The organism is Mesorhizobium intechi (genome assembly GCF_002879535.1).
Classification (GTDB): Bacteria; Pseudomonadota; Alphaproteobacteria; order Rhizobiales; family Rhizobiaceae; genus Mesorhizobium; species Mesorhizobium intechi.
The window spans coordinates 1-21,863 of the sequence record NZ_PNOT02000028.1; the positions used below are offsets into that span (position 1 = coordinate 1).

Here is a 21,863-nt window from a genome sequence, read left to right on the forward strand (position 1 = left end):
CTGTCGAGCAGCTTCTTGCCGGAGTCGGAATTGTAGAAGGCTGCGATATCGTTGAGTTCCTTTTCGGAAAACACCTTCGCATAGGCAAGGGCCGCTTCCTTCTCGAGATCGGCGCGGCGTGACGCCAATGCCAACGCCTTCTCGCTGATCGTCTTGCCGATCAGCTCCTGCATGTCCGGGTTCTTCTGGATGAGCTGGGATTCGAGCGCGGCCGCCGCCTGCGGCAGGATGTTGTCGAACGGGTCGGTCGCATGGATAGCCGCCACCGCAGCGCGGGCCGCCTTCAGGTGCGATTCGGTGACGTCCTGCGAAAACGCCGGCGACGACAAGGCGAAAACGGCCGAAGCCGCCAGAACGACGCAAAGGCCGCGAACCCGGTTATGCAACATCATGGTTGGTAGAACTCCCTGGTTTTCGGGCGGCATCGACGGTTTGGATACCGTCCCCGCCGGCGATGATGGCCGCTGACGCCAGCCCGATGAAAAGACCATGCTCGACCACGCCCGGAATGGCGTGGAGAGCATTCGAAAGCGCTCTTGTATCCCGAATGCGGCCAAAAGATGCATCGAGGATAAAATGGCCGCCGTCTGTAACAAAAGCCCGGCCTCCCGTCATCCTCAATGTAATCGGACCGGAAAGCCCGAGCTCCGCAGCCGCCCTGGCTATGGCGATCTCGGTGGCGCGCAGGCCGAACTGGTTGACTTCGATTGGCAGCGGAAAACGGCCCAGCGTCTCGACCATCTTCGACCGGTCGGCGATCACGATCATGCGCTGCGAGGCCGCCGCCACGATCTTCTCGCGCAGCAGCGCGCCGCCGCCGCCTTTGATCAAGGTCAGTTCCGGGTCGACCTCGTCGGCGCCGTCGACGGTGAGATCGAGCTCGGGGGTTTCCTCCAATGTCGACAGCGGCACGCCAAGCTCGCGGCAAAGTGCTGCGGTGCGCTCCGATGTCGGTACACCGATGACGGTCATGCCGGTGGCGACCTTGTCGGCGAGCAGCCGCACGAACTCTTCCGCCGTGGTGCCGGTGCCGATGCCGAGCCGCATGCCGTCGCTGACATGGGCAAGGGCGGCCCGCGCGGCCTCGACCTTCAACTGTCTTGCATCCATGCTGCTGCTTGCTGCCCCGGGGAACCTTGTGTTTCGGGCTCGTAGCATTTTTGCCGGCCGGGTCAAAGCTTTTGACCACGGTCAAAGCCTTTGGGCGCCTGTCGGCCGCTTTGCTTGCCTTGACGCGCCGCAGCCGCTATCGCCTCCGGATGGACAAAACTTGGCAGGATGGATCATGAGTCGCCCCATCATCGTGTTCGACCTCGACGGAACCCTGATTGACACAGCGCCGGACCTGCTCGACAGCCTCAACCACAGCCTGGCCGCCAGCGAACTCACGGCCGTCGACGAGGCCGGCTTCAGGCGCTTCGTCGGCCATGGCGGCCGCGTGATGATAGAGCGGGCGCACGCCGCCCAACAGCGCTCTCTCGCCGTCGCCGAGCATGACCGGCTGCTCAAACTGTTTCTCGATCACTACACCGACAACATCCCCGGCAAATCCCGCCCCTACCCCGGCGTCATCGAGGCGATCGCGCGATTCGAGAAGGCTGGCTATCTCCTGGCCATCTGCACCAATAAATACGAGGCGAACTCCCTGGCGCTGATCGAGGCGCTCGGCCTGACGAAACATTTCGCGGCCATCGCCGGCCAGGACACGTTCGCCTTCCGCAAGCCCGATCCGCGCCATCTCACCGAAACCGTCAACCGGGCCGGCGGTGACCCCCACCGCGCCCTGATGGTCGGCGATTCGCAAACCGACATCGACACCGCCAAGGCCGCCGGCATTCCGGTGGTGGCCGTCGATTTCGGCTACACCGACCGGCATGTCCACGAATTCGAACCTTCGGCGGTGATCTCGCATTTCGACGAACTGACGCTCGACCTGGCGGATCGACTGATCCGCGCCGCGGGACACTGAACGGAAAACAACGAGAATACCGTCGCGACGGCCCCGAAATGGCGCAGAATCCGAACGCTGAGAGAACGCCGTACAGCGCCTTGACTTATCCGGCCGGCCTCCCTTATATCGCGGCTCGCTTGGCCTTCGGGCAACGAGCGGGCGATTAGCTCAGCGGGAGAGCACACCCTTCACACGGGTGGGGTCGCAGGTTCAATCCCTGCATCGCCCACCATTTTTCCAAATGGTTTTTCCAGCCTGGCCCATTGACGCTTTGTTGGCGGCGGCGCGGCGAATTGCAGCGCTTGTGCGGACATGGGCCGGGCACGCATTGCATCCCATCCGGAACCAACCGCCTGGCCAGCGAGTTTCCTTGTGTTCAAACTTGAGGGAAAGCCATGTCCAGATTTCTCGTGGCAACCAGCGTTGCCGTTCTTGTCGCCGCCGGACCTGCGCTGGCGGCGGATGACAAGCCGTTGCCGCCGCCCAACGCCAAGAAGCTGTCGGAGATCCTCGCCAAGGTCGAGCAGCGCGACGGTTTTCGCTATGTGAAAGAGGTCGACTGGGACAGTGGCGCCTACACCGTCACCTACTACACGTCGGACAAGGCGAAGGTCGAAATCACCTACGATCCGGTGACGGCCGAGCCTAAGTAAGAGCCACCGGCAGAGACCCTCCCTGTCGACGGGTGGCCCGTTTTCTCCGCGCGCCTGGGCGGCCGATCGGATCGCCGCAAATTGTTCATCCCTGGCGTGTGATATGCACGCCAGGCGCGGGCAGCGCCTTGGGCAATTCTGTTGGCTTGGGGGCAGTCATGCGATTTTCCTTTCGAACCGATGTCATACTCGTTCTCGCTGTCATCCTGGCTGGCGGCATGCTTGCGGCGCCTTCTGCGCGGGCCAACGGGCCGTCCTTCGACTGCGCCAAGGCCAGCCTGCCGGCGGAAAAAGCGATCTGCGCCGATCCGCAGCTGTCGGCCATCGATCTGCTGGTCGCCAAGGCCTACAAGGGTTTCGAGCCGGCCTTCGGCGGCGACAAGCGCAAGATCGCGCGCGGGCTGATTGCCGACCGCAATGCTTGCGAGAGCGATACAGCCTGCATCATCAGCGCGATGAACAACGCCTTGCAGACCTACGGCAATGCGCCGTCATGGGTACAGGACTACAACATTGCCCTGATCGGCAAGAAGGCTCTGGATACCGCCGCGCGCAATCCCGGCAACAACGATCAGCCCCTGCCCTCGGCCGTCGGGCAATGCGCGTCCACGCACATCAAGACGCTAACCACGAGGCTCGGCGACGATCCGCTGGAGACGTCCTCTGCCGATGCGGGCAGCGCAGCCACCTTCACCAATGGCGGCGGTGCCGTCTCCTATGATCGCGAACCGGGCCTTGCCGCCTCCAAGGTCGGTGAACCCGTCGTGATGTGCCTGATCGCGATTCCCAGGGATTGTCCAAGGGATGACGACCGTGGCCGGGTCTATTATTCGATCGATCTGGTTGGAAAGGGTTCCTGGGCTTTGCCGGACTCCGAGCATCTGTGTGGCGGCGCCTGATCGGCGTGCTTGGTTTCCACTAACCTCGCCAAAGCAGCCCGCTGGCGCCGCCCCTTGCGCCGGATCGTCTTTGATGGCTGACTGAACCGGTTGACTGCGCCGCATGGGGGATGGGCATGGCGACGGCGAAATATGTGATGAAACGCATCCTGATGATGCTGGCCGGCTATCTGGTCGCCGTGCTGGTGGGTCTGGTCGCCGTGGCGGCGATCTACGCCGCGCTCAGTTCCCTGCCCAACGCGCCAGCCTATTTCGACGTCATGGGCGTCAGCCCGATCGCGGTCCTGGTGGTGCCGCCGCTGGGCATGTTCGTCTACTTCCTGACGATTGTCGTGACCGGGCTGCAGACGCTGATCTTCGCGCTGATCGCCGAGTTCTTCTCTTTGCGCAATGCCCTGATGCACATGGTCTTCGGTGCCGCTGCCGCCGCCGGCGGCCTCTTCCTGATCTGGCCGGTTCCTGCGGAGGATATGGATCATGAGCGCTGGGCCGACATCGGCATCATCGCCGCCGCCGGCCTCGTCGCCGGATTGATCTACTGGCTGATCGCCGGGCGGGAGGCGGGGTTCCGCCGCCCGTTGTCGCAATTCTAGACGATCAGCTCGACGGCGAGCGCACGGCCTCGGTCGCATCCAGCGCCTGCTTCAGCCGCGAATCGCGGTCGTAGACGTCGCTGAAATACTCGACCTTGCCGGACAAGTCGGGCCATGCCGTGAAATAGGCGACATAGACCGGAATCTTGCGCTTCACATCCTCGGTCGAATGTCCGTGCTTGAGCTTCTCGGCGACATAGTCGACCGAGGTGCCGAGCACCGCCGCCGCCATGCCGCGCGGGTCCTGCAGGCGCACGCAGCCATGGCTGAGCGCACGCATATCCTGCTTGAAGAACGATTTCTGCGGCGTGTCGTGCATGTAGATCGCATGCTTGTTGGGGAACAGGATTTTCAGTTCGCCCAGCGCATTGGCCTCGCTCGGCTGCTGGCGCACGCTGTAGGGAATGTTGGCGCCATAAGCGCCCCAATTGACCGCCGACGACGGAATGCGCTTGCCGCGCGAATCGGTCACCTCGTAGCCGGCCCGATCGAGATAGCCTGGATCGCTGCGCAATCTGGGCAGCATCTCATTGACGATGATCGACTGCGGCACGCCCCAATAGGGATGGAAGTCGACCTGCTTGATCTGGTCGTAGAAGAAAGCCGTCTGGTTGGTTACCCGGCCGACGACCACCCGCGTCTTCAGCTTCTCCTCGCCATTGTCGATGTAGCTCGCGGTGAACGCCGGCTGGTTGATGAACACGCGGGGGCTGCCGAGGTCGGAAGGCAGCCAGCGCAGTTCCTCCAGCGCCACCTGCACCTTGAGCAGTTTGTCGGCCTTCGACGTGCCGGCCAGCAAGGCGACAGTGCGCGGACCGATGACGCCGTCGCCCTTCATGCCTTCCTTCACCTGCACCGCCTTGATCAGCGGCACCAGCTCGGGGACATAGACCTCACTGGTCGCCAGCCGCGACAAGAGCTCGCCATAGGTGCCGCCCATGCCGTCATCGAGATTGCGCGCGATCAGCGACAGCAGCTTCGGCAGTTCCGGGCTGGTCTCGCCGGGCTTCAGCAGCAGCTTGGGGTCGACGACGATCTCATTTTCGGCACTGGCCTGCAGGGCCTCCAGCTCGACGCGCAGCGCCTGATATTCCGCATTCTGCGGATGCCGCGATTCGAGGTAGGTGCGCACTTCCTGTGTATGCGCCAGCGTCTTCAGCACGCCGACCATGTCGAGCGGCTTGGCTGGAAAATCATAGTAGCCGGTCATCCGGTTGGGCTCGACACGGCCGTTTTGGGCGTCGTGGGCGTAGCGCAGGACGCGTGCCGACAGCGCCATCTCGAAGCGCACGAGCTCCCTGAGCTTGGCCGCGTCATCCGTTGAGGCCGACGTCGTGGCCGGCACATCGACGGTGTAGTCGGCAGGCGTCAGCCCGTAGCCCGCGGCCTCGCCAAGCACCCGCACCGCATCCTGGGCACGGTTGTTCGGGCTGGTTCCGTTCACCCAGATGAAGTCCGGATTGGCCGAGTAGTAGGCGATCAGTGCCTTGGCGATCTCGGGCTCGGCGTACAGTTCGTAGTCGCTGAGACCGGCAATGGCATCGTGGAAAGCAGCCCCCGTTGCCGACGGAACGAACGCAGCGTCCTGCGCCGTCGCGGGCTGCGGCGCGGCGGACAGCGTCGAGAAGTCGACGCGAACAAGCTTGTCGGCCTTGTAGGTGTAATAGGATGGGCTGCTAATCTTCGCGCCGCCACCACCGGCCGGGGCTTTGGGTTTGTGCTTTGGCGGAGGCGGAAATTCGCCCTGCGGCTCATGCCTGATGCCGCCGCCGAACAGCATGTCGAAGAGCCCCTGGGCGCCTGCCTGAGGCGCGCCCAGGGCGAGCGTTGCGGCGATAGCCACAAGCGGCATCGCGGTTGCTTTTTTACCGAGGAATTTCATGGATCACCCGCTCCGGTCGCAACCGGTTCCCGTTCCGCACGCTAGACGGTCGCGCTCACCGCATGGCGGATGTAAGACGCGACTATACCGATTCATACCGATTTCGTTAAGCTTTCATAAATTTCGGAAAGCCTGTTGCAGAACGGTTTCACAAGATCGTGACGGCTGGAGCGCTGGTGCTTCGCTCCAGCCTGAAGAACGCCCCAAATTCAGGCGTTGGCGCCGCCATCGATGGTCAATGCGGCGCCGGTGACGAAACGCCCCTCCGGACCAGCAAGCCAGGCAACCATGCCGGCGATGTCATCGGCCTTGCCGAATCGCGGCGTCGCCATCTTCTGGCGCTGATGCTCGGCATGCGGTCCGTCCGCCGGGTTCATGTCGGTGTCGGTCGATCCTGGATGGACGACATTGGCGGTGATGCCGCGCGGACCGAGGTCGCGCGCGAGTGCCTTGGTCAATCCGACCAGCGCCGCCTTGCTGGCGGAGTAGGCGCCGAGGCTGGTGTCGGTGACGCGTTCGGCGAGATTGCTGCCGATCGAGATGATCCGACCGCCCTCGCCCATATGCGCCGCCGCCGCCTTCGAGGCGATGAACGGGGCTCTGAGATTAACCGACATGGTGTCGTCGAAGTCGGCTAACGACAATGTGTCGATGGGGGCAGCGCGCCAGATGCCGGCACTGTTGACCAATATGTCGAGCCGGCCGAAGGCGCCAACGGTCTCATCGACGGCCCTGTCTATCGCCTCGGCATCGCGGTTGTCCGCCTTGATGGCGATGGCGCGGCCGCCCTTGGCCTCGATTTCGGCGACGACCGACCGGGCCTGCTCCTCGCCATGCACATAGGTCAGCGCGACATTGGCGCCGTCGGCCGCGAGTCTTCGTGCAATTGCCGCCCCAATACCGCGGCTGCCGCCGGTGACGAGCGCGGCCTTGCCGTTCAAATCGCTGGAAGACATCTGTTGTTTCTCCATTTATGTAGTGATCGATACATAAATATCTGCCAGCCTTGCTCGACCAGGTCAACTCATTTATGTATCGATCAACACAGAAAAGAAGAACATGTCGGAAAGAGGCCGTCCCCGCACCTTCGATCGAACCGCCGCCCTGCGGCGCGCGATGGAGTTGTTTTGGGCCAAGGGCTATGAGGGTACGTCGATCGCCGAGCTGACCACGGCGATGGGTATCAATTCGCCCAGCCTCTATGCCGCCTTCGGCGACAAGGAGGCGCTGTTTCTCGAAGCGGCCGAATACTACACGCAAGCGGAAGGAACTGAGATCTGGGCCGCTTTGCACGACGCGCCGACCGCATGCCAGGCGATCGAGAACTTCCTGCGCCAGACGGCAAAGGCCTATTCGCAGACCGATCGTCCGCAGGGCTGCCTGATTGCGCTGGGCGCACTGCATGAGGATTCAAGCAGCGGTGCCATCTGCACGGATTTGCGCCGCCGCCGCGCCGAAAATCTTACGGCCCTGAGCAAGCGCCTGGAGCGCGGTGTGGCCGAGGGTGAATTGCCTGCCGATTTCGACTGCGGCACCGTGGCGACCTTCTACGCCACGGTGCAGCACGGCATGTCGATCCAGGCGCGCGACGGTGCGTCGTGCAGCGCGCTGATGGCAACCGTTGCTGGCGCGATGGCTGCCTGGCAGGTACTGGCAGGCCGCGACAGAGCGTGACAAACGCGGCCTGTTGTGCTCGAAATCCCGACATGCCAGCAAGGCCCGGAGGGACGATAGTGAAAAAGGGTTATCGCGAACTGCTGGACGAAGCCAACGCCGAGATCGAAGTGGTTTCGCCTGAAGAAGCCGCGGGATTGCTTGAGGACGAAGGCACCATCTTCGTCGATCTGCGCGACCCGCGCGAGGTCGAACGCGAGGGCAGGATTCCCGGCGCCAAACATGTCACCCGCGGCATGCTGGAATTCTGGATCGATCCGGAAAGTCCCTATCACAAGCCGTTCTTCGCCTCGGGCAAGAGCTTTGTGTTCTTCTGCGCTGGCGGCTGGCGTTCAGCGCTCGCCACCAAGACGGCGCAGGACATGGGGCTTGTGCCGGTCAAGCATATCCTTGGCGGCTACACCGCCTGGAAGGCGGCCGGACTGCCTGTCGAGCCCGGCGAGAAGAAGAAATAGCCCCAATGCATGTCGCCCAAGAGTGGTCTGGGTTTTGAGACAACGACATGCATGGAACGAGGATTGCGTCTCAATGCAGCCGCGACGGCTCGCGGTGTTACGCCACGAAGGCAACGGCGCGTTCGACCACGCCCTTGTCCGCAAGGATGCGGCGGTGGCCAAGACCGTCGGCCCAATGCAGCCGCACATGGCCGCCGGCGCCGGCGTAGCGTTTCGCGTGCTCGGCCGGCACCTCGCGATCGTCAGGCGCGTGGATGACCAGCGTCGGCACGGGCGCCTGGGCGAGCTGGCGGTCACCGGTGAATTCATGCAGCGGCCGGCCTGACAGGTGCTGGACACGGTCCGCCATCGCCAGCTGCGATCGCGGCCCGACGTTGAGCATGCGGCTGAAATCGGCGAAGATCGCCGGCAGGGAGCTGGGCGCGGCGATCAGCACGAGACGTCCGGCCGCCAGCGGCGGAATGTTCTTGACGGAACCGGCGATGGCATTGGCGGCAACGGCGCCGCCGAAGGAATGACCCACCGCCGCGTCAAACGGGCCGAACCATTCGCCGGCGACCCGCACCGCGTCGACCGCGTTAACCATGTTCAGGTGCCGGCCCTGCGAATGGCCGTGCCCCGGCAGGTCAAGGGAAACGACCCTGTAGCCGGCGGCGCGATAGCCTTCGATCAAGGCGCGCATATATTCGGTACGCGAACGCCAGCCATGAACGATAAGCACGGTGCCAAGTGCGGCCCTGCCCGGCTCCGGCCGGAATTCGTGCACCATGACGCAGCCGGTTGCCGTCTTCAGCCGATGATGGCGCGCCTCGGTCATGAATTCGGCGGCCCGGCCGATGGCGTGGCGCTCGCCGTCGGTCAACGCCTTTGTGCTCGGCGTGCGGCAGAACAGTTCGAAAGCCGCGCGCCCGGTGATGCGTGGCGCAATATGTTCGGCCGCGCCAAATACGCTCCGGATGACCTTCAGCCCGATTGATGCCATAGTGAGAATCCATCCATACGTTCAAGCATGAACATAATAGTTCAAAGATGAACAATAAACAAGAGCTACCCTGGGACAACCCGCGTTTTCGCAACTGGGTCGCGGTGGCGCGCGCCTGCCATGTGCTGGAGCGCACGTTGGCGGTGAAACTCGCGCCGCTCGACCTGAAGCCGGCGCAGCTCGACGTGCTGATGAACCTCTACCGCCATCCCGGCATGTCGCAGCACGATCTTGCCCGCAAGCTGCTCGTCGGCCGCTCCAACATCACCATGCTTTTGCCGCAGCTGGAGACGCGCGGCCTGCTGCGCCGCGAAGGCGACGAGAAGGACAAGCGCATCCTGCGGCTCGCCTTGACCGAGGCTGGCGAGGCGTTGCTGATGCAGGCGCTGAAAGTGCATATGACGCTGATCGAGAAAGCGATGAGCCAGTCGACGCCGGAGCAGTGCGATATGATCGGCGAACAGATGCGCAAGATCTATGAGGTGCTGAAGGAGGCCTGACGGCCTTTTCAGTCACTCACCACATGGTTTTCTTCGCCCGCTCGGGCCATTCCTTGTCGTAGGTCTCGCCGTCGATATTTTTGCGGCTGGTGATTTCCAGGATTTTTCCGGGCGTCGGCAGCGACTTCGGATCGACATGTTTTGCCGGATTCCAAAGCTCCGACCGCACGATGGCGCGGGCACACTGGAAATAGACCGAATCGACGTCGATGACGGTCACCGAACGCGCCGCCTTGCCGTCGACCATGAAGGACGCGCAAAGTTCGGCGTCCGTGGTGACGCGCGCGCGGCCGTTGATGCGTAGCGTCGTGCCCGAGCCCGGCACCAGGAACAGCAATCCCACGCGCGGATCCCGGATGATGTTGCGCAGCGAATCGGCGCGATTGTTGCCGCGCCGGTCCGGCATGATCAGCGTCTTCGGATCAACGATACGCACGAAGCCGGCGAGATCGCCGCGCGGCGAACAGTCCAATCCCTCCGGGCCGCTGGTGGCAAGCGCCACAAAGGGCGATGCCTCGATGAAGGCGGCATATTCGGGAATGACGTGATCGAGTTCCTTGACCAGCGAGGCTTCGCCTGGAAGGCCGTAGAGCGCCTCGAGTTGTTCGACCGTGGTGATAAGCGACATCTTTTTCGTCTCCGAACCCTGGCCGGCGCTACTGCAGCTATGTGACGGGGTTACGACATCGGCTCAGCGATCGCGGCTCAGCCCTTTTCCGGCAAGCTCCGCCAGATAGGCATTCCAGCGCTCGTCCTTCTCGTGGCCGAGCGTGTGCAGATAGTTCCAGGTGAAAATGCCGGTATCGTGGAAATCGTCGAAGGTGATGCGCACCGCATAATTGCCGACCGGCTCGATCTTGAGGATGGCAACGTTGCGCTTGCCAGGAACCGTCACACGCTGGTCGGGCGAATGCCCCTGCACCTCGGCCGATGGCGAGGCGACGCGCAAGAGCTCCGCGGGCAGTTCGAATGGCTGGTGGTTGGGAAAGGTGACCGACAGCAGCTTGCGGTCCTTGGAGACCCGGAGTTCTTTTGGCGCGGTCATGCTGTTTGATCCCGTATCGATTGCCCTTCCCTACGCCGCTTCGCGACAAGGGAAAAGTCCTGGTGGACGACCGACACACGGTGTCGGCTCCGGGATGTTACCAAAGATCGAGAAGCGATATCTTGAATGGCGGGCTGGATCGTATCACATAGCTGTATATAACGATGCCGGTAACGGCCACGGAAACGTTCGAACATGGACATGATCGACCCCTTCGGTCGCACGATCAGCTATCTCAGAGTGTCGGTCACCGACCGCTGCGATTTTCGCTGCACTTATTGCATGGCGGAGGACATGGCCTTCCTGCCGAAGAAGGACCTGCTGTCGCTGGAAGAGCTCGACCGGCTCTGCACCGTCTTTATCGACAAGGGCGTCAGAAGGCTGCGCCTCACCGGCGGCGAGCCGCTGGTGCGCAAGAACATCATGCATCTGGTGCGCCAGCTCTCGCGCCACCTCGACAGCGGCGCGCTGGAAGAACTGACGCTGACCACCAACGGCTCGCAGCTGTCGCGCTTCGCCGCCGAGCTCGCCGATTGCGGCGTCAAGCGCATCAACGTCTCGCTCGACACGCTGGATGCGGACAAGTTCCACCAGATCACCCGCTGGGGCCATCTCGACAAGGTCATGCAAGGTATCGATGCCGCTCAGGCGGCCGGGCTGAAGGTCAAGCTAAACGCGGTGGCGCTGAAGGATTTCAACGACGCCGAACTGCCCGACATGATGCGCTGGGCACATGGCCGCGGCATGGATCTCACCGTCATCGAAACCATGCCGATGGGGGAGATCGAGGCCGACCGCACCGACCAGTATCTGCCACTGTCGCTGCTGCGCGCCTCGCTGGAACGACAGTTCACGCTGAGCGACATTCCCTTCAAGACCGGTGGCCCTGCCCGCTATGTCCACGTCGCCGAGACCGGCGGGAAGCTCGGTTTCATCACACCGATGACGCATAATTTCTGCGAAAGCTGCAATCGCGTCCGGCTGACCTGCACAGGCACGCTCTATATGTGCCTGGGACAGGAAGACGCGGCCGACCTGCGCGCGCCGTTGCGTGCATCCGAAGGCAACGAACTTGTCGCCGACGCGATCGACGAGGCCATCGGCCGCAAGCCGAAAGGCCATGATTTCGTCATCGACCGCCGCACCAGCCGTCCGTCGGTGTCCCGGCATATGAGCGTCACCGGCGGCTGATTTTTTCTCCGATTTGGTGCAATGTTATCTCTGGTCACAAGGCCAGGGGGGCATCGTGCCGCGTCTTTATCGTATTGGCCTGTCGTCGCTTGCTACAATTCTGTCCTTGGCGATGCCAGTCACAACAACTGCAAACGCCAAGCCCTTCACCTATGTGAACGCGCGCTTCGGCACCGTCTGCACCTTTCCCGATGAGGTATTCACCGATCGTCAGCCCGAGCCGGAAAATGGCGACGGGCAGGTTTGGCTGAGCGCGGACGGCGCCAGCCTGACATGCTCCGGCATCCTCAACGTCGATGACGACACGCCGAAAGGCTTTGTCGCCGATGAAAAGGCTAGCAAGGAACCCGGCTATACCGTTACCTACAGCAAGACCGGCAAGAACTGGGCGGTGCTGTCGGGCATGAAGGATGGAAAGATCTTTTATGAGCGGCGCTTGTTCGGCAGAGATGGCGTCATCCGCACGGTCTGGATCGATTACCCGCCAGCCCTGAGGTCAAAATACGACCCGCTGGTCGGCGCCATTGCCGGCAGTCTCAAGGGACAGTGAGTATTTCGGATCACACCCCAGAAAAAGTCTTGTTTGCGAACGGCCGCCGGATTTACGGCCACGTTGTTCCAGCCTAGCCTCCCCCTGAAGCGGCTCTTCGCTGACAGGGGGAAAACGTCATGCGCAAACTCATTCTTTCAATTGCATTGCTCGGCCTTGCGGCCGCGCCCGCGGCAGCTCAGTCGATCGGCGGCACCTACACCGTCGCCGGCACCAATTTCGACGGATCGCAATACAATGGCGAAGCCACCATTACCCTGACCAGCGGGACGACTTGCGCGATCCACTGGGACACCGGCGGTTCTTCGTCCGACGGCATCTGCATGCGCAACGACGACGCGTTCTCCGCCGGCTATGTCATGGGCAAGGACATCGGCCTCGTCGTCTACAAGGTCGAGGATGACGGGTCGCTGCATGGCCTGTGGACCATCGCCRGCAAGGAAGGCAACGGCACCGAAGTGCTGACGCCGAAGAAATAGACATCGGCAGCCGGTACCGGGAGGCGAAGCCGCCTCCCGACCAGACCGCGCCGAATTAGGACGTGATTTCACGCCTGCGATGACGAATGCCCCGTCCTGGCCCAGCCCTTTGCCATTGCTGTTTCGTGGCGGGCTGTTATAGGCTTGCTTCCCAAGCAACCGGTAGCTGTCTTGCCTCTTTCACCCAATCTTCGCGGCGCGTTGTTCATGATGGTGGCGATGGTTGGCTTCACGCTCAACGACGCCATCACCAAGTACTCTTCGCAATCGATGAACATGGCGCAGGTCATGCTGATCAGAGGAGCCTTTGCCTCGCTCTTCGTCGGTCTGCTGGCTTGGCAACGCGGCGCGCTTTTGCGGCCGCAGCTGATGCTGCAGCCGCTGGTGGCAATCCGCGTGCTGGGCGAAGCTGGCGCCACCGTGTCATTTCTGGTGGCGCTTGCCCATTTGCCGATCGGCAGTGTCTCGGCCGTTCTTCAAGCGCTGCCGCTGGCGGTGACGATGGGTGCCGCGCTGTTTTTCGGCGAAGCGGTCGGCTGGCGACGCTGGCTGGCGATCGCAGTCGGTTTTGCCGGCGTTCTGATCATCGTGCGGCCCGGCTTTGATGGCTTCCGTATATATTCCCTTTGGGCGCTGGCCAGCGTCGCCTGCTGCACGGTGCGCGACCTTGCCACCAAGCGCATTCCCCGAGACATACCGACCATGCTGGTCTCGACCGCGACCGCGCTGGCAATGACCGTCGTCGGCGCGGTGCTGTTGTCGCCGATGGGTGGCTGGACGCCGATGACCGGCAAAAGCACGGCGCTGCTGGCGCTGGCCGCGGTGCTGGTGCTTATCGGTTATCAATTCATCATCATGGCGATGCGCTCGGGCGAGATCTCCTTCGTCGCGCCGTTCCGCTACACCGCCCTCCTCTGGTCCATCCTGCTTGGCTTGATCGTCTTCGGCGACATTCCGGACATGCCGATGATCGTCGGCGCGACAATCGTCGTCGGTTCGGGTCTCTACGCACTCTATCGCGAGCGCGTCGTCGGTCGGCGAAGGATCGTCGCCGAAACCACCGGGCCGGCCATGGCGCCGGATGGACTCTAGCCGGGTCTTGTGATTTCCGGCGGCTGGCGTACAGGCTCGGTGCATGAGGCGCGATATAGCAGGGATCGTCCTGGCCGGTGGCCAGTCAAGGCGGATGGGAGGCGGCGACAAGAGCCTGTTGCCGCTCGGCGGCGGCAGCGTGCTTGACCAGGTCCTGTCGCGCTTCGGGCCGCAGGCCGAAACCATGGCGCTGAGCGCCAATGGCGATCCCGAACGCTTTTCCCGTTTCCGACTGCCCGTGCTTGCCGACACCGTCCAAGGCTTTGCCGGGCCGCTTGCCGGCATTCTGACCGGCCTCGAATGGGCGGCCGCTGGCACACCTTGCAAAGCGATCGTCACCGCCGCCGGCGACACGCCCTTCCTGCCGCTTGATCTCGTCGGCCGGCTGGCGGCGGCGGCCGGCGAACATCCGGGTTCAATCGCCGTCGCCTCCTCGGCCGGTCGGCTCCACCCGACCTTCGCGCTGTGGCCGACGGATTGTCGCGATGCCTTGCGGCATTTCCTGATCGATGAGGACAACAGGCGCGTTTCGGCCTTCATGGAGCGCCATGGCCATGTCGAGGTTGAATTCCAGGTCGCGCAATCCGCCGGCCAGCCACTCGATCCTTTCTTCAACATCAATGTGCCGGACGATCTTGCCGAGGCCGCGCGCCTGTTGCAGAGCATGACATCATGAACGTCTTCGGCATCACCGGCTGGAAAAACTCCGGCAAGACCACCCTCACCGAAAAGCTGGTCGCCGAGCTTGTGCGGCGCGGCTGGAAGGTTTCGACCGTCAAACACGCTCATCATGATTTCGACATCGACAAGCCCGGCGCCGACAGCTTCCGCCATCGGCAGGCCGGGGCCACCGAGGTCGCGATCGTGTCCGGCAACCGCTGGGCACTGATGCATGAGTTGCGCGGCGAGGATGAGCCGCCACTGGAGAGCATCCTCTCGCGACTCGCCCCATGCGACATCGCGCTGGTCGAAGGCTACAAGCGCGAATCACACCGCAAGATCGAAACACGGCGCCTGGAAGCGAAGGACCGGGCGCCCCTCTCGGCAGGCGATCCCAATATTGTCGCCATCGCCGCCGATTTCGCCGTCACGGGCGAGAGCTTGCCGGTATTCGACCTCGACGACGTAAAATCGATAGTCGACTTCATCGAGCGCATCACCGGCCTCGTTGCTTGAGATGTAACGTAACGGCAGAACCCTGTTGCCGATTTCCGTGGTTTTGCAGTTGCTTTTTTCTTGGAAAGAGTGGGAGTATCGCCTCAGCGGGCGGTCAAAAGCACCGCCCCATAGAGCCGTTTCGGAACGACGGCCGGGACCATAAAGAGAGGACTATCATGCGTATTGCACTGCGTATCGCGCTCGCCGCATCGGCTGCGCTGCTGACGCTCGGCGTAGCCCAGGCCCAGGAAAAGACCCTGCGGATCGGCACCGAAGGCGCCTATCCCCCATTCAACAACCTCACTTCCGACGGTAAGCTCGTCGGCTTCGACATCGACATCGCCCAGGCGCTTTGCGATCAGATGAAGGTCAAGTGCACCTTCGTCGCCCAGGATTGGGACGGCATCATCCCGGCGCTTCAGGCCGGCAAGTTCGACGCCATCGTCGCCTCGATGTCGATCACGCCGGAGCGCAAGGAGAAGGTCGACTTCACCCACAAATATTACAACACGCCCTCGGCGCTCGCTGTGCCGAAGGACAGCACGCTGAAGGGCGTGACCAAGGAAGATCTCGCCGGCAAGACCATCGGCGTCGCCACGACGACCACCCATTTCAACTATGCCTCGAAGACCTACACCGACAGCACCGTGAAGGGTTATCCGAGCAGCCCCGAGGAACAGGCAGATCTGGCCAATGGCCGTCTCGACGCCATCGAGGACGACATCGTCGTGTTGCAGCAGTGGCTCGACACGCCTGATGGCGCCTGCTGCAAGATTCTCGGCCAGCCCTCGCCGCAACCGGTCGAGATCTTCGGCCCGGGCGCCGGCATTGCCGTGCGCAAGGGCGAGACCGATTTGGTCAACAAGCTCAATGCGGCCATCGACGCGATCCGCGCCAATGGAAAATACAAGGAAATCAACGACAAGTACTTCAAGTTCGACGTCTTCGGCGCCGAGTCCTGATAGACAGGATCAAGACGGCGGGGAAATACCCCGCCGTCTTTCTATTCATCCTGGGGATGTCGTGGGGATAACACCGGTCAATGCCAGCCCAAAGCATATGGACACTTCTCAGTTGGGGACCTGATGGCTGGAGTGACGACATTGCCTATGGCGTCATTGTAACGGTTCTCCTAGCGCTGGCGACGCTCCCCATTGGGTTGACGATCGGTTTTTTCATTGCGTTGGGCAAGCAATCCGAGGAGCCGTCGCTGCGCCTTGCCGCCAATATCTACACCACGGTCTTTCGCGGCCTGCCGGAACTGGTGACGCTTTTCCTGTTCTTCTTCGGCATGCCGATCTTGCTGCAGCATCTCATCCGATATTTCCGCCCCGAAGCCACCATCGACGTCAACAGCTTCGTCGCCGGCATGATCGTGCTGTCGCTGATCTTCTCGTCCTATGCCAGCGAGGTTTTCCTCTCGGCCTTCCGCGCCATCCCGAAGGGGCAGTATGAGGGTGGCTATTCCATTGGTTTGTCCAAATGGCAGACAATGCGCCTGGTGATCCTGCCGCAGCTGCTGCGCATTGCCTTCCCCGGCCTCGAGAACTGCTGGCTCAGCCTGCTCAAGGATACGTCCCTGGTTTCGGTCGTCGGCCTTGCCGAGACATTGCGCAACGCCGGTGTGGCGGCTCGCGTCACCAAGCACTCGTTCCTGTTCTACAGCATTGCGGCTCTGGTCTTTCTGGCTCTGGCCATCGTGTCATCCTTCGCCACCAGTGCCATCTTGCGCTCGCTCGGCAAGCGCGAGGCCCAACGATGAGCGCCACAGCCGCCTTGGTCGAACGGCCGCCACCGCGGACCCGCGGCTGGCCGCGGCAGCGCATCGTCGGCTACGCGCTGGTCTGCCTGTGGATCGCCTTTGGCCTCGGCATCGTCAGCTACCTCGTCTTTGCCTGGAACCCCGCCTTCTTCGCCAAATATGCGCCGGCCTATCTGCAAGGACTGGGCGTTACCTTGTCACTGGTCGCCATTTCGATGGTGCTTGGCGCCGTCATGTCAGTGCCTGTTGCTTATGGGCGTATGTCCAGGAACCGGATCCTGTCCGGTCTTGCCTACTGTTATGTCTATTTCTTCCGGGGCACGCCACTGCTGGTTCAGACGTTTCTGGTCTATTACGGCGTAGGCTCGTTTCGCCCCCAACTCAGTGAATTCGGCATCTACCTTCCGGTGATCAGCGATGGACTGACTTTCGTCCGATTCACGCTCTGGGATTTCTTCAAGGACGCCTTCAACTGCGGCATCTTCGCCTTTGCGCTCAACACCGCCGCCTACCAGGCCGAGATCCTGCGCGGCGCCATCGAAAGCGTGCACAGGGGCCAATGGGAGGGCGCCGCCTCGCTCGGCCTGCACAAATTGCAGACGTTGCGCAAGATCATCCTGCCGCAAGCTCTGATCGTCGCCTTGCGGCCTTACGGCAATGAGCTGATCCTGATGGTCAAGGCGTCCGCCATCGTCGCCATCATCACCGTCTACGACCTGATGGGCAACGCGAAACTCGCCTTCGCCAATTCCTTCGACATCCAGGCCTATATCTGGGTCGCCCTGGTGTACCTTGTGATGGTCGAGTTGTTGCGCCATGCCATCGAATGGATCGAGCGCCGGATCACCATCCACCTGAAGCGCTGACCCGTTTTCGGCTGTGCCAGTCGATCGCACCGTGCGCGTCTTGACGAATTGAGCACAGGGCCTAGAGCTTTCGCGGCAATTTCGTTTCCGGTCTGAAGGGCAAGCTCATGGCATCTGTGGCATTTCTCGGTCTTGGCGTGATGGGCTATCCCATGGCCGGCCACCTGAAGAACAAGGGTGGTCACGACGTCACCGTCTACAACCGCACCAAGGCCAAGGCCGAGCAATGGGTCGGCCAGCATGGCGGCAGCCTTGCGGCGACGCCGGCGGAGGCAGCCAAGGACAAGGACTTCGTCTTTTCCTGCGTCGGCAATGATGACGATCTGCGCTCGGTGACGACAGGCCCCGAAGGCGCCTTCAAATCGATGAAGAAAGGTTCGGTCTTCATCGACAACACCACGGCTTCGGCGGAAGTCGCGCGCGAACTGGCGGCAGCAGCGGAGGCAGGTGGATTTTTATTTCTCGACGCGCCGGTGTCCGGTGGCCAGGCCGGCGCCGAGAACGGCGTGCTGACCGTCATGGTCGGCGGCGACCAGGCTGCTTTCGACAGAGCGAGGCCCGTGATCGACGCCTATGCCCGCATGGTCGGGCTTATGGGCTCGGCTGGCGCGGGCCAGCTCACCAAAATGATCAACCAGATCTGCATCGCCGGCCTCGTACAGGGACTGTCGGAAGGCATCCATTTCGGCAAGAAAGCCGGGCTCGACATCGAGAAGGTCATCGAGGTGATTTCCAAGGGAGCCGCCGGTTCCTGGCAGATGGAAAACCGCCACAAGACGATGAACGCCGGCAAGTATGATTTCGGCTTTGCCGTCGACTGGATGCGCAAGGATCTCGGCATCTGCCTGGCGGAGGCCGACCGCAACGGCGCCAAACTGCCGGTGACCGCGCTTGTCGATCAGTTCTACAAGGATGTGCAGGCGATGGGCGGCAAGCGCTGGGACACGTCATCGCTGCTGGCACGCCTGGAAAAATAGGGAGCGCGATGGCCGAGCTTTCGCCCCAATCCAGTGCCGACGAAATCGTCGCGCATCTGCGCTCGATCGGCTCGGAGGAAAATCGCCTGGGCATGGCGCGCTACGGCATCAAGATCGACCGCGCGCTTGGAATCCCGCATGGCGTTCAGCGCCAGATTGCCCGGAAGATCAAACGCAACCACGAGCGCGCTTTTGAGCTATGGGCGTCAGGTATCACGGAGGCGCAGTTCATCGCTTCCGTAACGGCCGACCCGAAGCGGTTTTCCGCCAGGGATGCCAGGCAATGGGCGTCGAGTTTCGACTCCTGGGATATTGTCGATGGCGTCTCCGATCTCTTCGTCGACACCGACGCCTGGAAAGAGCTGATCGGCGAGTTCGCGGCCGATGAACGGGAATTCGTTCGACGCACGGCTTTCGCCATGATGGCCTGGTCTGTCGTGCACCGGAAGAAAGAGCCGGAGGCGACTTTTCTGGCCTTCCTGCCGATCATCGAAGCGCATGCCACTGACGACCGTAATTTCGTCAAGAAGGCTGTGAACTGGGCGCTTCGTTCGATCGGCAAGCGATCGATGGCTATGCACGGCGCTGCCCTTGCAGTCGCCGAAAGGCTCGCGCGATCGACCGACAAGACGGCACGCTGGAACGGCAAGAATGCCGTGAAGGAACTGACCGATGCCAAAACGCTTGCGCGGATCGCCGCCAGAAAAACTTGACCCGGCCAACATGCGCTTCATCGAGGTGACGCGGGCAACACGCGGCAGCTTTGAGAGCCTGTTCGGGCAGCCGGCGCGCCAAGATATTGCTGGTGCATGGCCTGGCGGCACTCTGGCGGCGAGCACATCCGGAAGGATGAAAAGAAGCGTCAGATGATGACGCTCACCGACGCCGGCACCCCGGTCGGCATCCTCGACGAGATCGGCGGCAAGACCATTGCCTTGGTGTTCGGTCGCCCCGCGCGATACCCATCGCAGGCTTTCAATGGCTGGTTCTCGCCGACATGTGATGCGGCTCGCGCATTGACGTCATTGGTCCCGGCGTCTTTACTCGCCCACAAAGGAAGCGGCATGAGCATCCATCTCAAATCGATCCTGGCACTCGCGACCGCGCTGTCTCTCTGGGCTGCCGGCGCCTCGGCCGAAACCATGCACATCTTTTGGAAGGATTTGCGCCCGGAGGGCCAGGCCGTTGCCGAAGACGCCGGTCTGCCGATGATTGCGGCTAAACTGCCCGATCATGGCGAGACGCTGTCCCCAGGCCTGCAGGACAAGACGATACAAATAGCCGGCTACGCGCTGCCGGTCGATCGCGATGGCGACCTCGTCTATCAGTTCCTGCTGGTGCCATGGACCGGCGCGTGCAGCCACATGCCGACGCCACCATCCAATCAGATCGTGCTGGTCACGCCAGCCCATCCCTACAAGATGTCGCAAGCCTACCAGTCGGTCGCAGTCACCGGCGCCCTGAAGGCGGACATGGAGAAAAGCCAGCTGTTCATTCTGGATGGCGTCAGCGTCATCCAGTCGGGCTATAGCGTGCGCAGAGCAGAGGTCATCGGGGTCGACACCGTGCCTGATGCCGTCACCCTGCCGGTGAACTCGCCCTGGACGTTCCTGAACAAAAAGAAGAACTAATCGGGCGCCCGTTCAGGCGGCATTGGCGCCCGATTCCTTGTCCAGCACCATGTAATCGAGCGGAATTTCAGTGGTGTACTTGATCTGCTCCATGGCGAAGGACGACGACACGTCACGGATCTCGATCTTGGCGATCAGCCGCTTGTAGAAAGCGTCGTAGGCGGCGATGTCGGGCACCACGACGCGCAAGAGATAGTCGACGTCGCCACTCATGCGGTAGAACTCGACCACCTCGGGAAACTCCTGGATGACCTCGGAAAAGCGGCGCAGCCATTCATGGCTGTGCGAATTCGTGCGGATGGAGACGAAGACGGTGACCCGCACATTGACTTTCTCATGGTCGAGAATGGCGACGCGACGCTTGATGACGCCTTCCTCCTCGAGCTTCTGGATGCGGCGCCAGCACGGCGTGGTCGACAGGCCGACTTTCTTGGCGACATCGGCCACCGCGAGTGTCGCGTCCTCCTGCAGAAGGCGAAGAATTTTTCGGTCAAGGCGGTCCATTAGAGGCTCCTGAGGAATAGTTTGGCTATATTCCCCTTTATTTGGGGCTTTCACAAGAAAGAAATTCTGTCAGTCACCGCGAAAACGAGTGATTTCTTGCTGAATGCCTAGCCAAGGCGATAGCGGATTTCCGAGCGCAGGAAAGGCAGCAAATCCATTTCAAACCATGGATTCTGTTTCAGCCAGCCGCTGTTGCGCCAGGACGGATGAGGCAGCGGCAGCACCTTTGCGCCGTCGGAATTCTCCCAGATGGCATGCCAGTCCATAACCGTCTCCGTCAGTGATGGCCGGCGCGCGGCGCCCATGTGCCAGGACTGCGCGTAGATGCCGATCGTCAGCACCAGGTCGATCCGCGGCATCAGCGCCATCAAGGGCGCGCGCCAGGCCGGCGCGCATTCTCGCCTTGGCGGCAGGTCACCACCCTTGGCATCCTGGCCGGGAAAGCAGAAGCCCATCGGCACGATGGCGAATTTATCGATGTCGTAGAATTCGTCGCTGGTCACCCCGAGCCAGTTGCGCAGGCGGTCGCCCGAAGCATCGGTGAACGGCATGCCAGAAAGGTGCACCTTGGTCCCCGGCGCCTGGCTGGCGATCAGGATGCGGGCACTGGACGAAGGCCTCAGCACCGGCCGCGGTTCATGCGGCAGCGGCCTGCCGACGGGATTTTCGACGCAGATGCGGCAGGCCCGGACTTGTGCGGCAAAATTGTCCAGTTCCAGGCTCAAGCAGCGGCACTCGGCCGGCTGGAGATCGCCTGATGCCAACGCAAGACATTGGTGCATTCTTCCGGCACCTTGATGCGCGCCGGCTTCATGAAGTCGATGGCGATCAGGCCGGTGATATCGGCAATCGAATAGCTGTCGCCGGCGGCGAATTCCCGCTTCGCCAACTCTCCATCGAGGATTTTCAGGAACTCCAACGCCTTCGGCTTGTTGGCCTCGCCCCATTCGGGGATTTGCGGGATTTCCCATTCCTTCATGGCCGGATGAATGTGGCGAAAGGCCTGCGCGACGCAACTG

General features: G+C 62.2%; 29 protein-coding genes and 1 tRNA gene. 20 read left to right on the forward strand and 10 right to left on the reverse strand.

Annotated features, from left to right (window positions below; genetic code table 11):
* Both C1D09_RS01830 and rpiA read right to left on the reverse strand, forming a co-directional pair.
* Positions 1 to 392, reverse strand: a 392-nt coding sequence (locus tag C1D09_RS01830; RefSeq protein WP_143972714.1) for a DUF2059 domain-containing protein, incomplete at its 3' end; no start/stop codon positions are given.
* A complete protein-coding gene (rpiA, locus tag C1D09_RS01835; protein WP_143972715.1) occupies positions 379 to 1,110 on the reverse strand; it encodes a ribose-5-phosphate isomerase RpiA in 732 nt (243 codons plus the stop codon). The genes rpiA and C1D09_RS01830, both read right to left, overlap by 14 nt.
* Before the next feature lie 175 nt (positions 1,111 to 1,285).
* Here rpiA and C1D09_RS01840 point away from each other — a divergent pair, with 175 nt between their 5' ends.
* The 5 genes from C1D09_RS01840 (at position 1,286) to C1D09_RS01860 (ending at position 4,096) form a co-directional block, all read left to right on the forward strand.
* Positions 1,286 to 1,969 carry a phosphoglycolate phosphatase gene (locus C1D09_RS01840; protein ID WP_143972716.1) on the forward strand — a complete coding sequence of 228 codons (684 nt, stop codon included), beginning with the start codon at positions 1,286 to 1,288 and terminating at the stop codon, positions 1,967 to 1,969.
* 139 nt (positions 1,970 to 2,108) lie between these two features.
* Positions 2,109 to 2,183: transfer RNA gene (locus C1D09_RS01845), tRNA-Val, on the forward strand.
* 163 nt (positions 2,184 to 2,346) lie between these two features.
* On the forward strand, positions 2,347 to 2,604 hold the full coding sequence (locus C1D09_RS01850; RefSeq protein ID WP_143972717.1) for a PepSY domain-containing protein: 258 nt from the start codon (positions 2,347 to 2,349) through the stop codon (positions 2,602 to 2,604).
* Positions 2,605 to 2,762: 158 nt separating this feature from the next.
* On the forward strand, positions 2,763 to 3,503 hold the full coding sequence (locus C1D09_RS01855) for a lysozyme inhibitor LprI family protein (protein WP_143972718.1): 741 nt from the start codon (positions 2,763 to 2,765) through the stop codon (positions 3,501 to 3,503).
* A gap of 110 nt (positions 3,504 to 3,613) precedes the next feature.
* Positions 3,614 to 4,096: a hypothetical protein gene (locus C1D09_RS01860; protein ID WP_167514449.1), complete on the forward strand. Its 483-nt coding sequence runs from the start codon at positions 3,614 to 3,616 to the stop codon at positions 4,094 to 4,096.
* Positions 4,097 to 4,100: 4 nt separating this feature from the next.
* On the opposite strand, the gene C1D09_RS01865 is transcribed toward C1D09_RS01860, so the two are convergent.
* Together C1D09_RS01865 and C1D09_RS01870 are read right to left on the reverse strand one after the other, a co-directional pair.
* Positions 4,101 to 5,978, reverse strand: a complete 1,878-nt coding sequence (locus tag C1D09_RS01865) for a L,D-transpeptidase family protein (RefSeq protein ID WP_143972720.1) — start codon at positions 5,976 to 5,978, stop codon at positions 4,101 to 4,103.
* Between the two features lie 209 nt (positions 5,979 to 6,187).
* Entirely contained in the window at positions 6,188 to 6,934 is a 747-nt protein-coding gene (locus C1D09_RS01870; RefSeq protein ID WP_143972721.1) for a 3-oxoacyl-ACP reductase family protein, read from the reverse strand.
* A 103-nt stretch (positions 6,935 to 7,037) separates the two neighbouring features.
* Here C1D09_RS01870 and C1D09_RS01875 point away from each other — a divergent pair, with 103 nt between their 5' ends.
* Both C1D09_RS01875 and C1D09_RS01880 read left to right on the forward strand, forming a co-directional pair.
* Positions 7,038 to 7,652: a TetR/AcrR family transcriptional regulator gene (locus tag C1D09_RS01875; RefSeq protein WP_143972722.1), complete on the forward strand. Its 615-nt coding sequence runs from the start codon at positions 7,038 to 7,040 to the stop codon at positions 7,650 to 7,652.
* Positions 7,653 to 7,711: 59 nt separating this feature from the next.
* Positions 7,712 to 8,107: a rhodanese-like domain-containing protein gene (locus C1D09_RS01880; protein ID WP_143972723.1), complete on the forward strand. Its 396-nt coding sequence runs from the start codon at positions 7,712 to 7,714 to the stop codon at positions 8,105 to 8,107.
* Between the two features lie 97 nt (positions 8,108 to 8,204).
* On the opposite strand, the gene C1D09_RS01885 is transcribed toward C1D09_RS01880, so the two are convergent.
* Positions 8,205 to 9,089, reverse strand: a complete 885-nt coding sequence (locus tag C1D09_RS01885; RefSeq protein WP_143972724.1) for an alpha/beta hydrolase — start codon at positions 9,087 to 9,089, stop codon at positions 8,205 to 8,207.
* Positions 9,090 to 9,136: 47 nt separating this feature from the next.
* Between C1D09_RS01885 and C1D09_RS01890 the strand changes: the two genes are divergently transcribed.
* Positions 9,137 to 9,589, forward strand: a complete 453-nt coding sequence (locus C1D09_RS01890; protein ID WP_143972725.1) for a MarR family winged helix-turn-helix transcriptional regulator — start codon at positions 9,137 to 9,139, stop codon at positions 9,587 to 9,589.
* Positions 9,590 to 9,605: 16 nt separating this feature from the next.
* Here the strand turns inward: C1D09_RS01890 and C1D09_RS01895 are convergent, their stop codons facing one another.
* Positions 9,606 to 10,217, reverse strand: a complete 612-nt coding sequence (locus C1D09_RS01895) for a pyridoxamine 5'-phosphate oxidase family protein (protein ID WP_143972726.1) — start codon at positions 10,215 to 10,217, stop codon at positions 9,606 to 9,608.
* Between the two features lie 63 nt (positions 10,218 to 10,280).
* The gene (locus C1D09_RS01900) at positions 10,281 to 10,634 is read right to left on the reverse strand and encodes a gamma-butyrobetaine hydroxylase family protein (RefSeq protein ID WP_143972727.1); all 354 of its coding nucleotides are present in this window, start codon (positions 10,632 to 10,634) and stop codon (positions 10,281 to 10,283) included.
* A gap of 195 nt (positions 10,635 to 10,829) precedes the next feature.
* Between C1D09_RS01900 and moaA the strand changes: the two genes are divergently transcribed.
* From moaA to C1D09_RS01965, 12 genes are all read left to right on the forward strand, one after another.
* Entirely contained in the window at positions 10,830 to 11,825 is a 996-nt protein-coding gene (moaA, locus tag C1D09_RS01905; protein WP_143972728.1) for a GTP 3',8-cyclase MoaA, read from the forward strand.
* A gap of 55 nt (positions 11,826 to 11,880) precedes the next feature.
* Positions 11,881 to 12,375, forward strand: coding sequence for a hypothetical protein (locus C1D09_RS01910; RefSeq protein WP_143972729.1), 495 nt, complete (start codon positions 11,881 to 11,883; stop codon positions 12,373 to 12,375).
* 119 nt (positions 12,376 to 12,494) lie between these two features.
* Complete coding sequence (locus tag C1D09_RS01915) at positions 12,495 to 12,854, forward strand: hypothetical protein (protein WP_143972730.1); 360 nt, start codon at positions 12,495 to 12,497, stop codon at positions 12,852 to 12,854.
* 171 nt (positions 12,855 to 13,025) lie between these two features.
* Positions 13,026 to 13,946, forward strand: coding sequence for a DMT family transporter (locus C1D09_RS01920; RefSeq protein ID WP_143972731.1), 921 nt, complete (start codon positions 13,026 to 13,028; stop codon positions 13,944 to 13,946).
* Positions 13,947 to 13,989: 43 nt separating this feature from the next.
* Positions 13,990 to 14,622: a molybdenum cofactor guanylyltransferase MobA gene (gene mobA / locus C1D09_RS01925; RefSeq protein ID WP_143972732.1), complete on the forward strand. Its 633-nt coding sequence runs from the start codon at positions 13,990 to 13,992 to the stop codon at positions 14,620 to 14,622.
* On the forward strand, positions 14,619 to 15,122 hold the full coding sequence (gene mobB / locus C1D09_RS01930) for a molybdopterin-guanine dinucleotide biosynthesis protein B (RefSeq protein WP_143972733.1): 504 nt from the start codon (positions 14,619 to 14,621) through the stop codon (positions 15,120 to 15,122). Before mobA ends, mobB begins: the two co-directional genes overlap by 4 nt.
* A 158-nt stretch (positions 15,123 to 15,280) precedes the next feature.
* The gene (locus C1D09_RS01935; RefSeq protein ID WP_143972734.1) at positions 15,281 to 16,066 is read left to right on the forward strand and encodes an ABC transporter substrate-binding protein; all 786 of its coding nucleotides are present in this window, start codon (positions 15,281 to 15,283) and stop codon (positions 16,064 to 16,066) included.
* Between the two features lie 80 nt (positions 16,067 to 16,146).
* Positions 16,147 to 16,866: an ABC transporter permease gene (locus tag C1D09_RS01940; RefSeq protein ID WP_143972735.1), complete on the forward strand. Its 720-nt coding sequence runs from the start codon at positions 16,147 to 16,149 to the stop codon at positions 16,864 to 16,866.
* On the forward strand, positions 16,863 to 17,732 hold the full coding sequence (locus C1D09_RS01945) for an ABC transporter permease (RefSeq protein WP_143972736.1): 870 nt from the start codon (positions 16,863 to 16,865) through the stop codon (positions 17,730 to 17,732). The genes C1D09_RS01940 and C1D09_RS01945 overlap by 4 nt, the downstream gene beginning before the upstream one ends.
* A 107-nt stretch (positions 17,733 to 17,839) precedes the next feature.
* On the forward strand, positions 17,840 to 18,709 hold the full coding sequence (locus C1D09_RS01950) for an NAD(P)-dependent oxidoreductase (protein WP_143972737.1): 870 nt from the start codon (positions 17,840 to 17,842) through the stop codon (positions 18,707 to 18,709).
* Positions 18,710 to 18,717: 8 nt separating this feature from the next.
* Entirely contained in the window at positions 18,718 to 19,422 is a 705-nt protein-coding gene (locus C1D09_RS01955) for a DNA alkylation repair protein (protein WP_143972738.1), read from the forward strand.
* 351 nt (positions 19,423 to 19,773) lie between these two features.
* Positions 19,774 to 20,340, forward strand: coding sequence for a DUF3299 domain-containing protein (locus C1D09_RS01965; RefSeq protein ID WP_143972739.1), 567 nt, complete (start codon positions 19,774 to 19,776; stop codon positions 20,338 to 20,340).
* A gap of 12 nt (positions 20,341 to 20,352) precedes the next feature.
* Here C1D09_RS01965 and C1D09_RS01970 read toward each other — a convergent pair whose 3' ends face one another.
* From C1D09_RS01970 to C1D09_RS01980, 3 genes are all read right to left on the reverse strand, one after another.
* Complete coding sequence (locus C1D09_RS01970) at positions 20,353 to 20,844, reverse strand: Lrp/AsnC family transcriptional regulator (protein ID WP_006205209.1); 492 nt, start codon at positions 20,842 to 20,844, stop codon at positions 20,353 to 20,355.
* Between the two features lie 107 nt (positions 20,845 to 20,951).
* Positions 20,952 to 21,626 carry a uracil-DNA glycosylase family protein gene (locus C1D09_RS01975; RefSeq protein WP_143972740.1) on the reverse strand — a complete coding sequence of 225 codons (675 nt, stop codon included), beginning with the start codon at positions 21,624 to 21,626 and terminating at the stop codon, positions 20,952 to 20,954.
* A partial coding sequence (locus tag C1D09_RS01980; RefSeq protein WP_208760336.1) for a glutathione binding-like protein occupies positions 21,566 to 21,863 on the reverse strand: 298 nt, incomplete at its 5' end. The genes C1D09_RS01975 and C1D09_RS01980, both read right to left, overlap by 61 nt.

Excerpts from the sequence above, each read along its gene's own strand:
- C1D09_RS01900 (WP_143972727.1), bottom strand. The coding sequence starts at position 10,634 with ATGACCGCGCCAAAAGAACTCCGGGTCTCCAAGGACCGCAAGCTGCTG.
- C1D09_RS01955 (WP_143972738.1), top strand. The coding sequence starts at position 18,718 with ATGGCCGAGCTTTCGCCCCAATCCAGTGCCGACGAAATCGTCGCGCAT.
- C1D09_RS01940 (WP_143972735.1), top strand. The coding sequence starts at position 16,147 with ATGCCAGCCCAAAGCATATGGACACTTCTCAGTTGGGGACCTGATGGC.
- C1D09_RS01970 (WP_006205209.1), bottom strand. The coding sequence starts at position 20,844 with ATGGACCGCCTTGACCGAAAAATTCTTCGCCTTCTGCAGGAGGACGCG.
- C1D09_RS01975 (WP_143972740.1), bottom strand. The coding sequence starts at position 21,626 with ATGCACCAATGTCTTGCGTTGGCATCAGGCGATCTCCAGCCGGCCGAG.
- mobB (WP_143972733.1), top strand. The coding sequence starts at position 14,619 with ATGAACGTCTTCGGCATCACCGGCTGGAAAAACTCCGGCAAGACCACC.
- C1D09_RS01945 (WP_143972736.1), top strand. The coding sequence starts at position 16,863 with ATGAGCGCCACAGCCGCCTTGGTCGAACGGCCGCCACCGCGGACCCGC.
- mobA (WP_143972732.1), top strand. The coding sequence starts at position 13,990 with ATGAGGCGCGATATAGCAGGGATCGTCCTGGCCGGTGGCCAGTCAAGG.
- C1D09_RS01895 (WP_143972726.1), bottom strand. The coding sequence starts at position 10,217 with ATGTCGCTTATCACCACGGTCGAACAACTCGAGGCGCTCTACGGCCTT.
- C1D09_RS01875 (WP_143972722.1), top strand. The coding sequence starts at position 7,038 with ATGTCGGAAAGAGGCCGTCCCCGCACCTTCGATCGAACCGCCGCCCTG.
- C1D09_RS01890 (WP_143972725.1), top strand. The coding sequence starts at position 9,137 with ATGAACAATAAACAAGAGCTACCCTGGGACAACCCGCGTTTTCGCAAC.
- C1D09_RS01840 (WP_143972716.1), top strand. The coding sequence starts at position 1,286 with ATGAGTCGCCCCATCATCGTGTTCGACCTCGACGGAACCCTGATTGAC.
- C1D09_RS01965 (WP_143972739.1), top strand. The coding sequence starts at position 19,774 with ATGAGCATCCATCTCAAATCGATCCTGGCACTCGCGACCGCGCTGTCT.
- C1D09_RS01950 (WP_143972737.1), top strand. The coding sequence starts at position 17,840 with ATGGCATCTGTGGCATTTCTCGGTCTTGGCGTGATGGGCTATCCCATG.
- moaA (WP_143972728.1), top strand. The coding sequence starts at position 10,830 with ATGGACATGATCGACCCCTTCGGTCGCACGATCAGCTATCTCAGAGTG.
- C1D09_RS01855 (WP_143972718.1), top strand. The coding sequence starts at position 2,763 with ATGCGATTTTCCTTTCGAACCGATGTCATACTCGTTCTCGCTGTCATC.
- C1D09_RS01885 (WP_143972724.1), bottom strand. The coding sequence starts at position 9,089 with ATGGCATCAATCGGGCTGAAGGTCATCCGGAGCGTATTTGGCGCGGCC.
- C1D09_RS01870 (WP_143972721.1), bottom strand. The coding sequence starts at position 6,934 with ATGTCTTCCAGCGATTTGAACGGCAAGGCCGCGCTCGTCACCGGCGGC.
- C1D09_RS01860 (WP_167514449.1), top strand. The coding sequence starts at position 3,614 with ATGGGCATGGCGACGGCGAAATATGTGATGAAACGCATCCTGATGATG.
- C1D09_RS01850 (WP_143972717.1), top strand. The coding sequence starts at position 2,347 with ATGTCCAGATTTCTCGTGGCAACCAGCGTTGCCGTTCTTGTCGCCGCC.
- C1D09_RS01865 (WP_143972720.1), bottom strand. The coding sequence starts at position 5,978 with ATGAAATTCCTCGGTAAAAAAGCAACCGCGATGCCGCTTGTGGCTATC.
- rpiA (WP_143972715.1), bottom strand. The coding sequence starts at position 1,110 with ATGGATGCAAGACAGTTGAAGGTCGAGGCCGCGCGGGCCGCCCTTGCC.
- C1D09_RS01935 (WP_143972734.1), top strand. The coding sequence starts at position 15,281 with ATGCGTATTGCACTGCGTATCGCGCTCGCCGCATCGGCTGCGCTGCTG.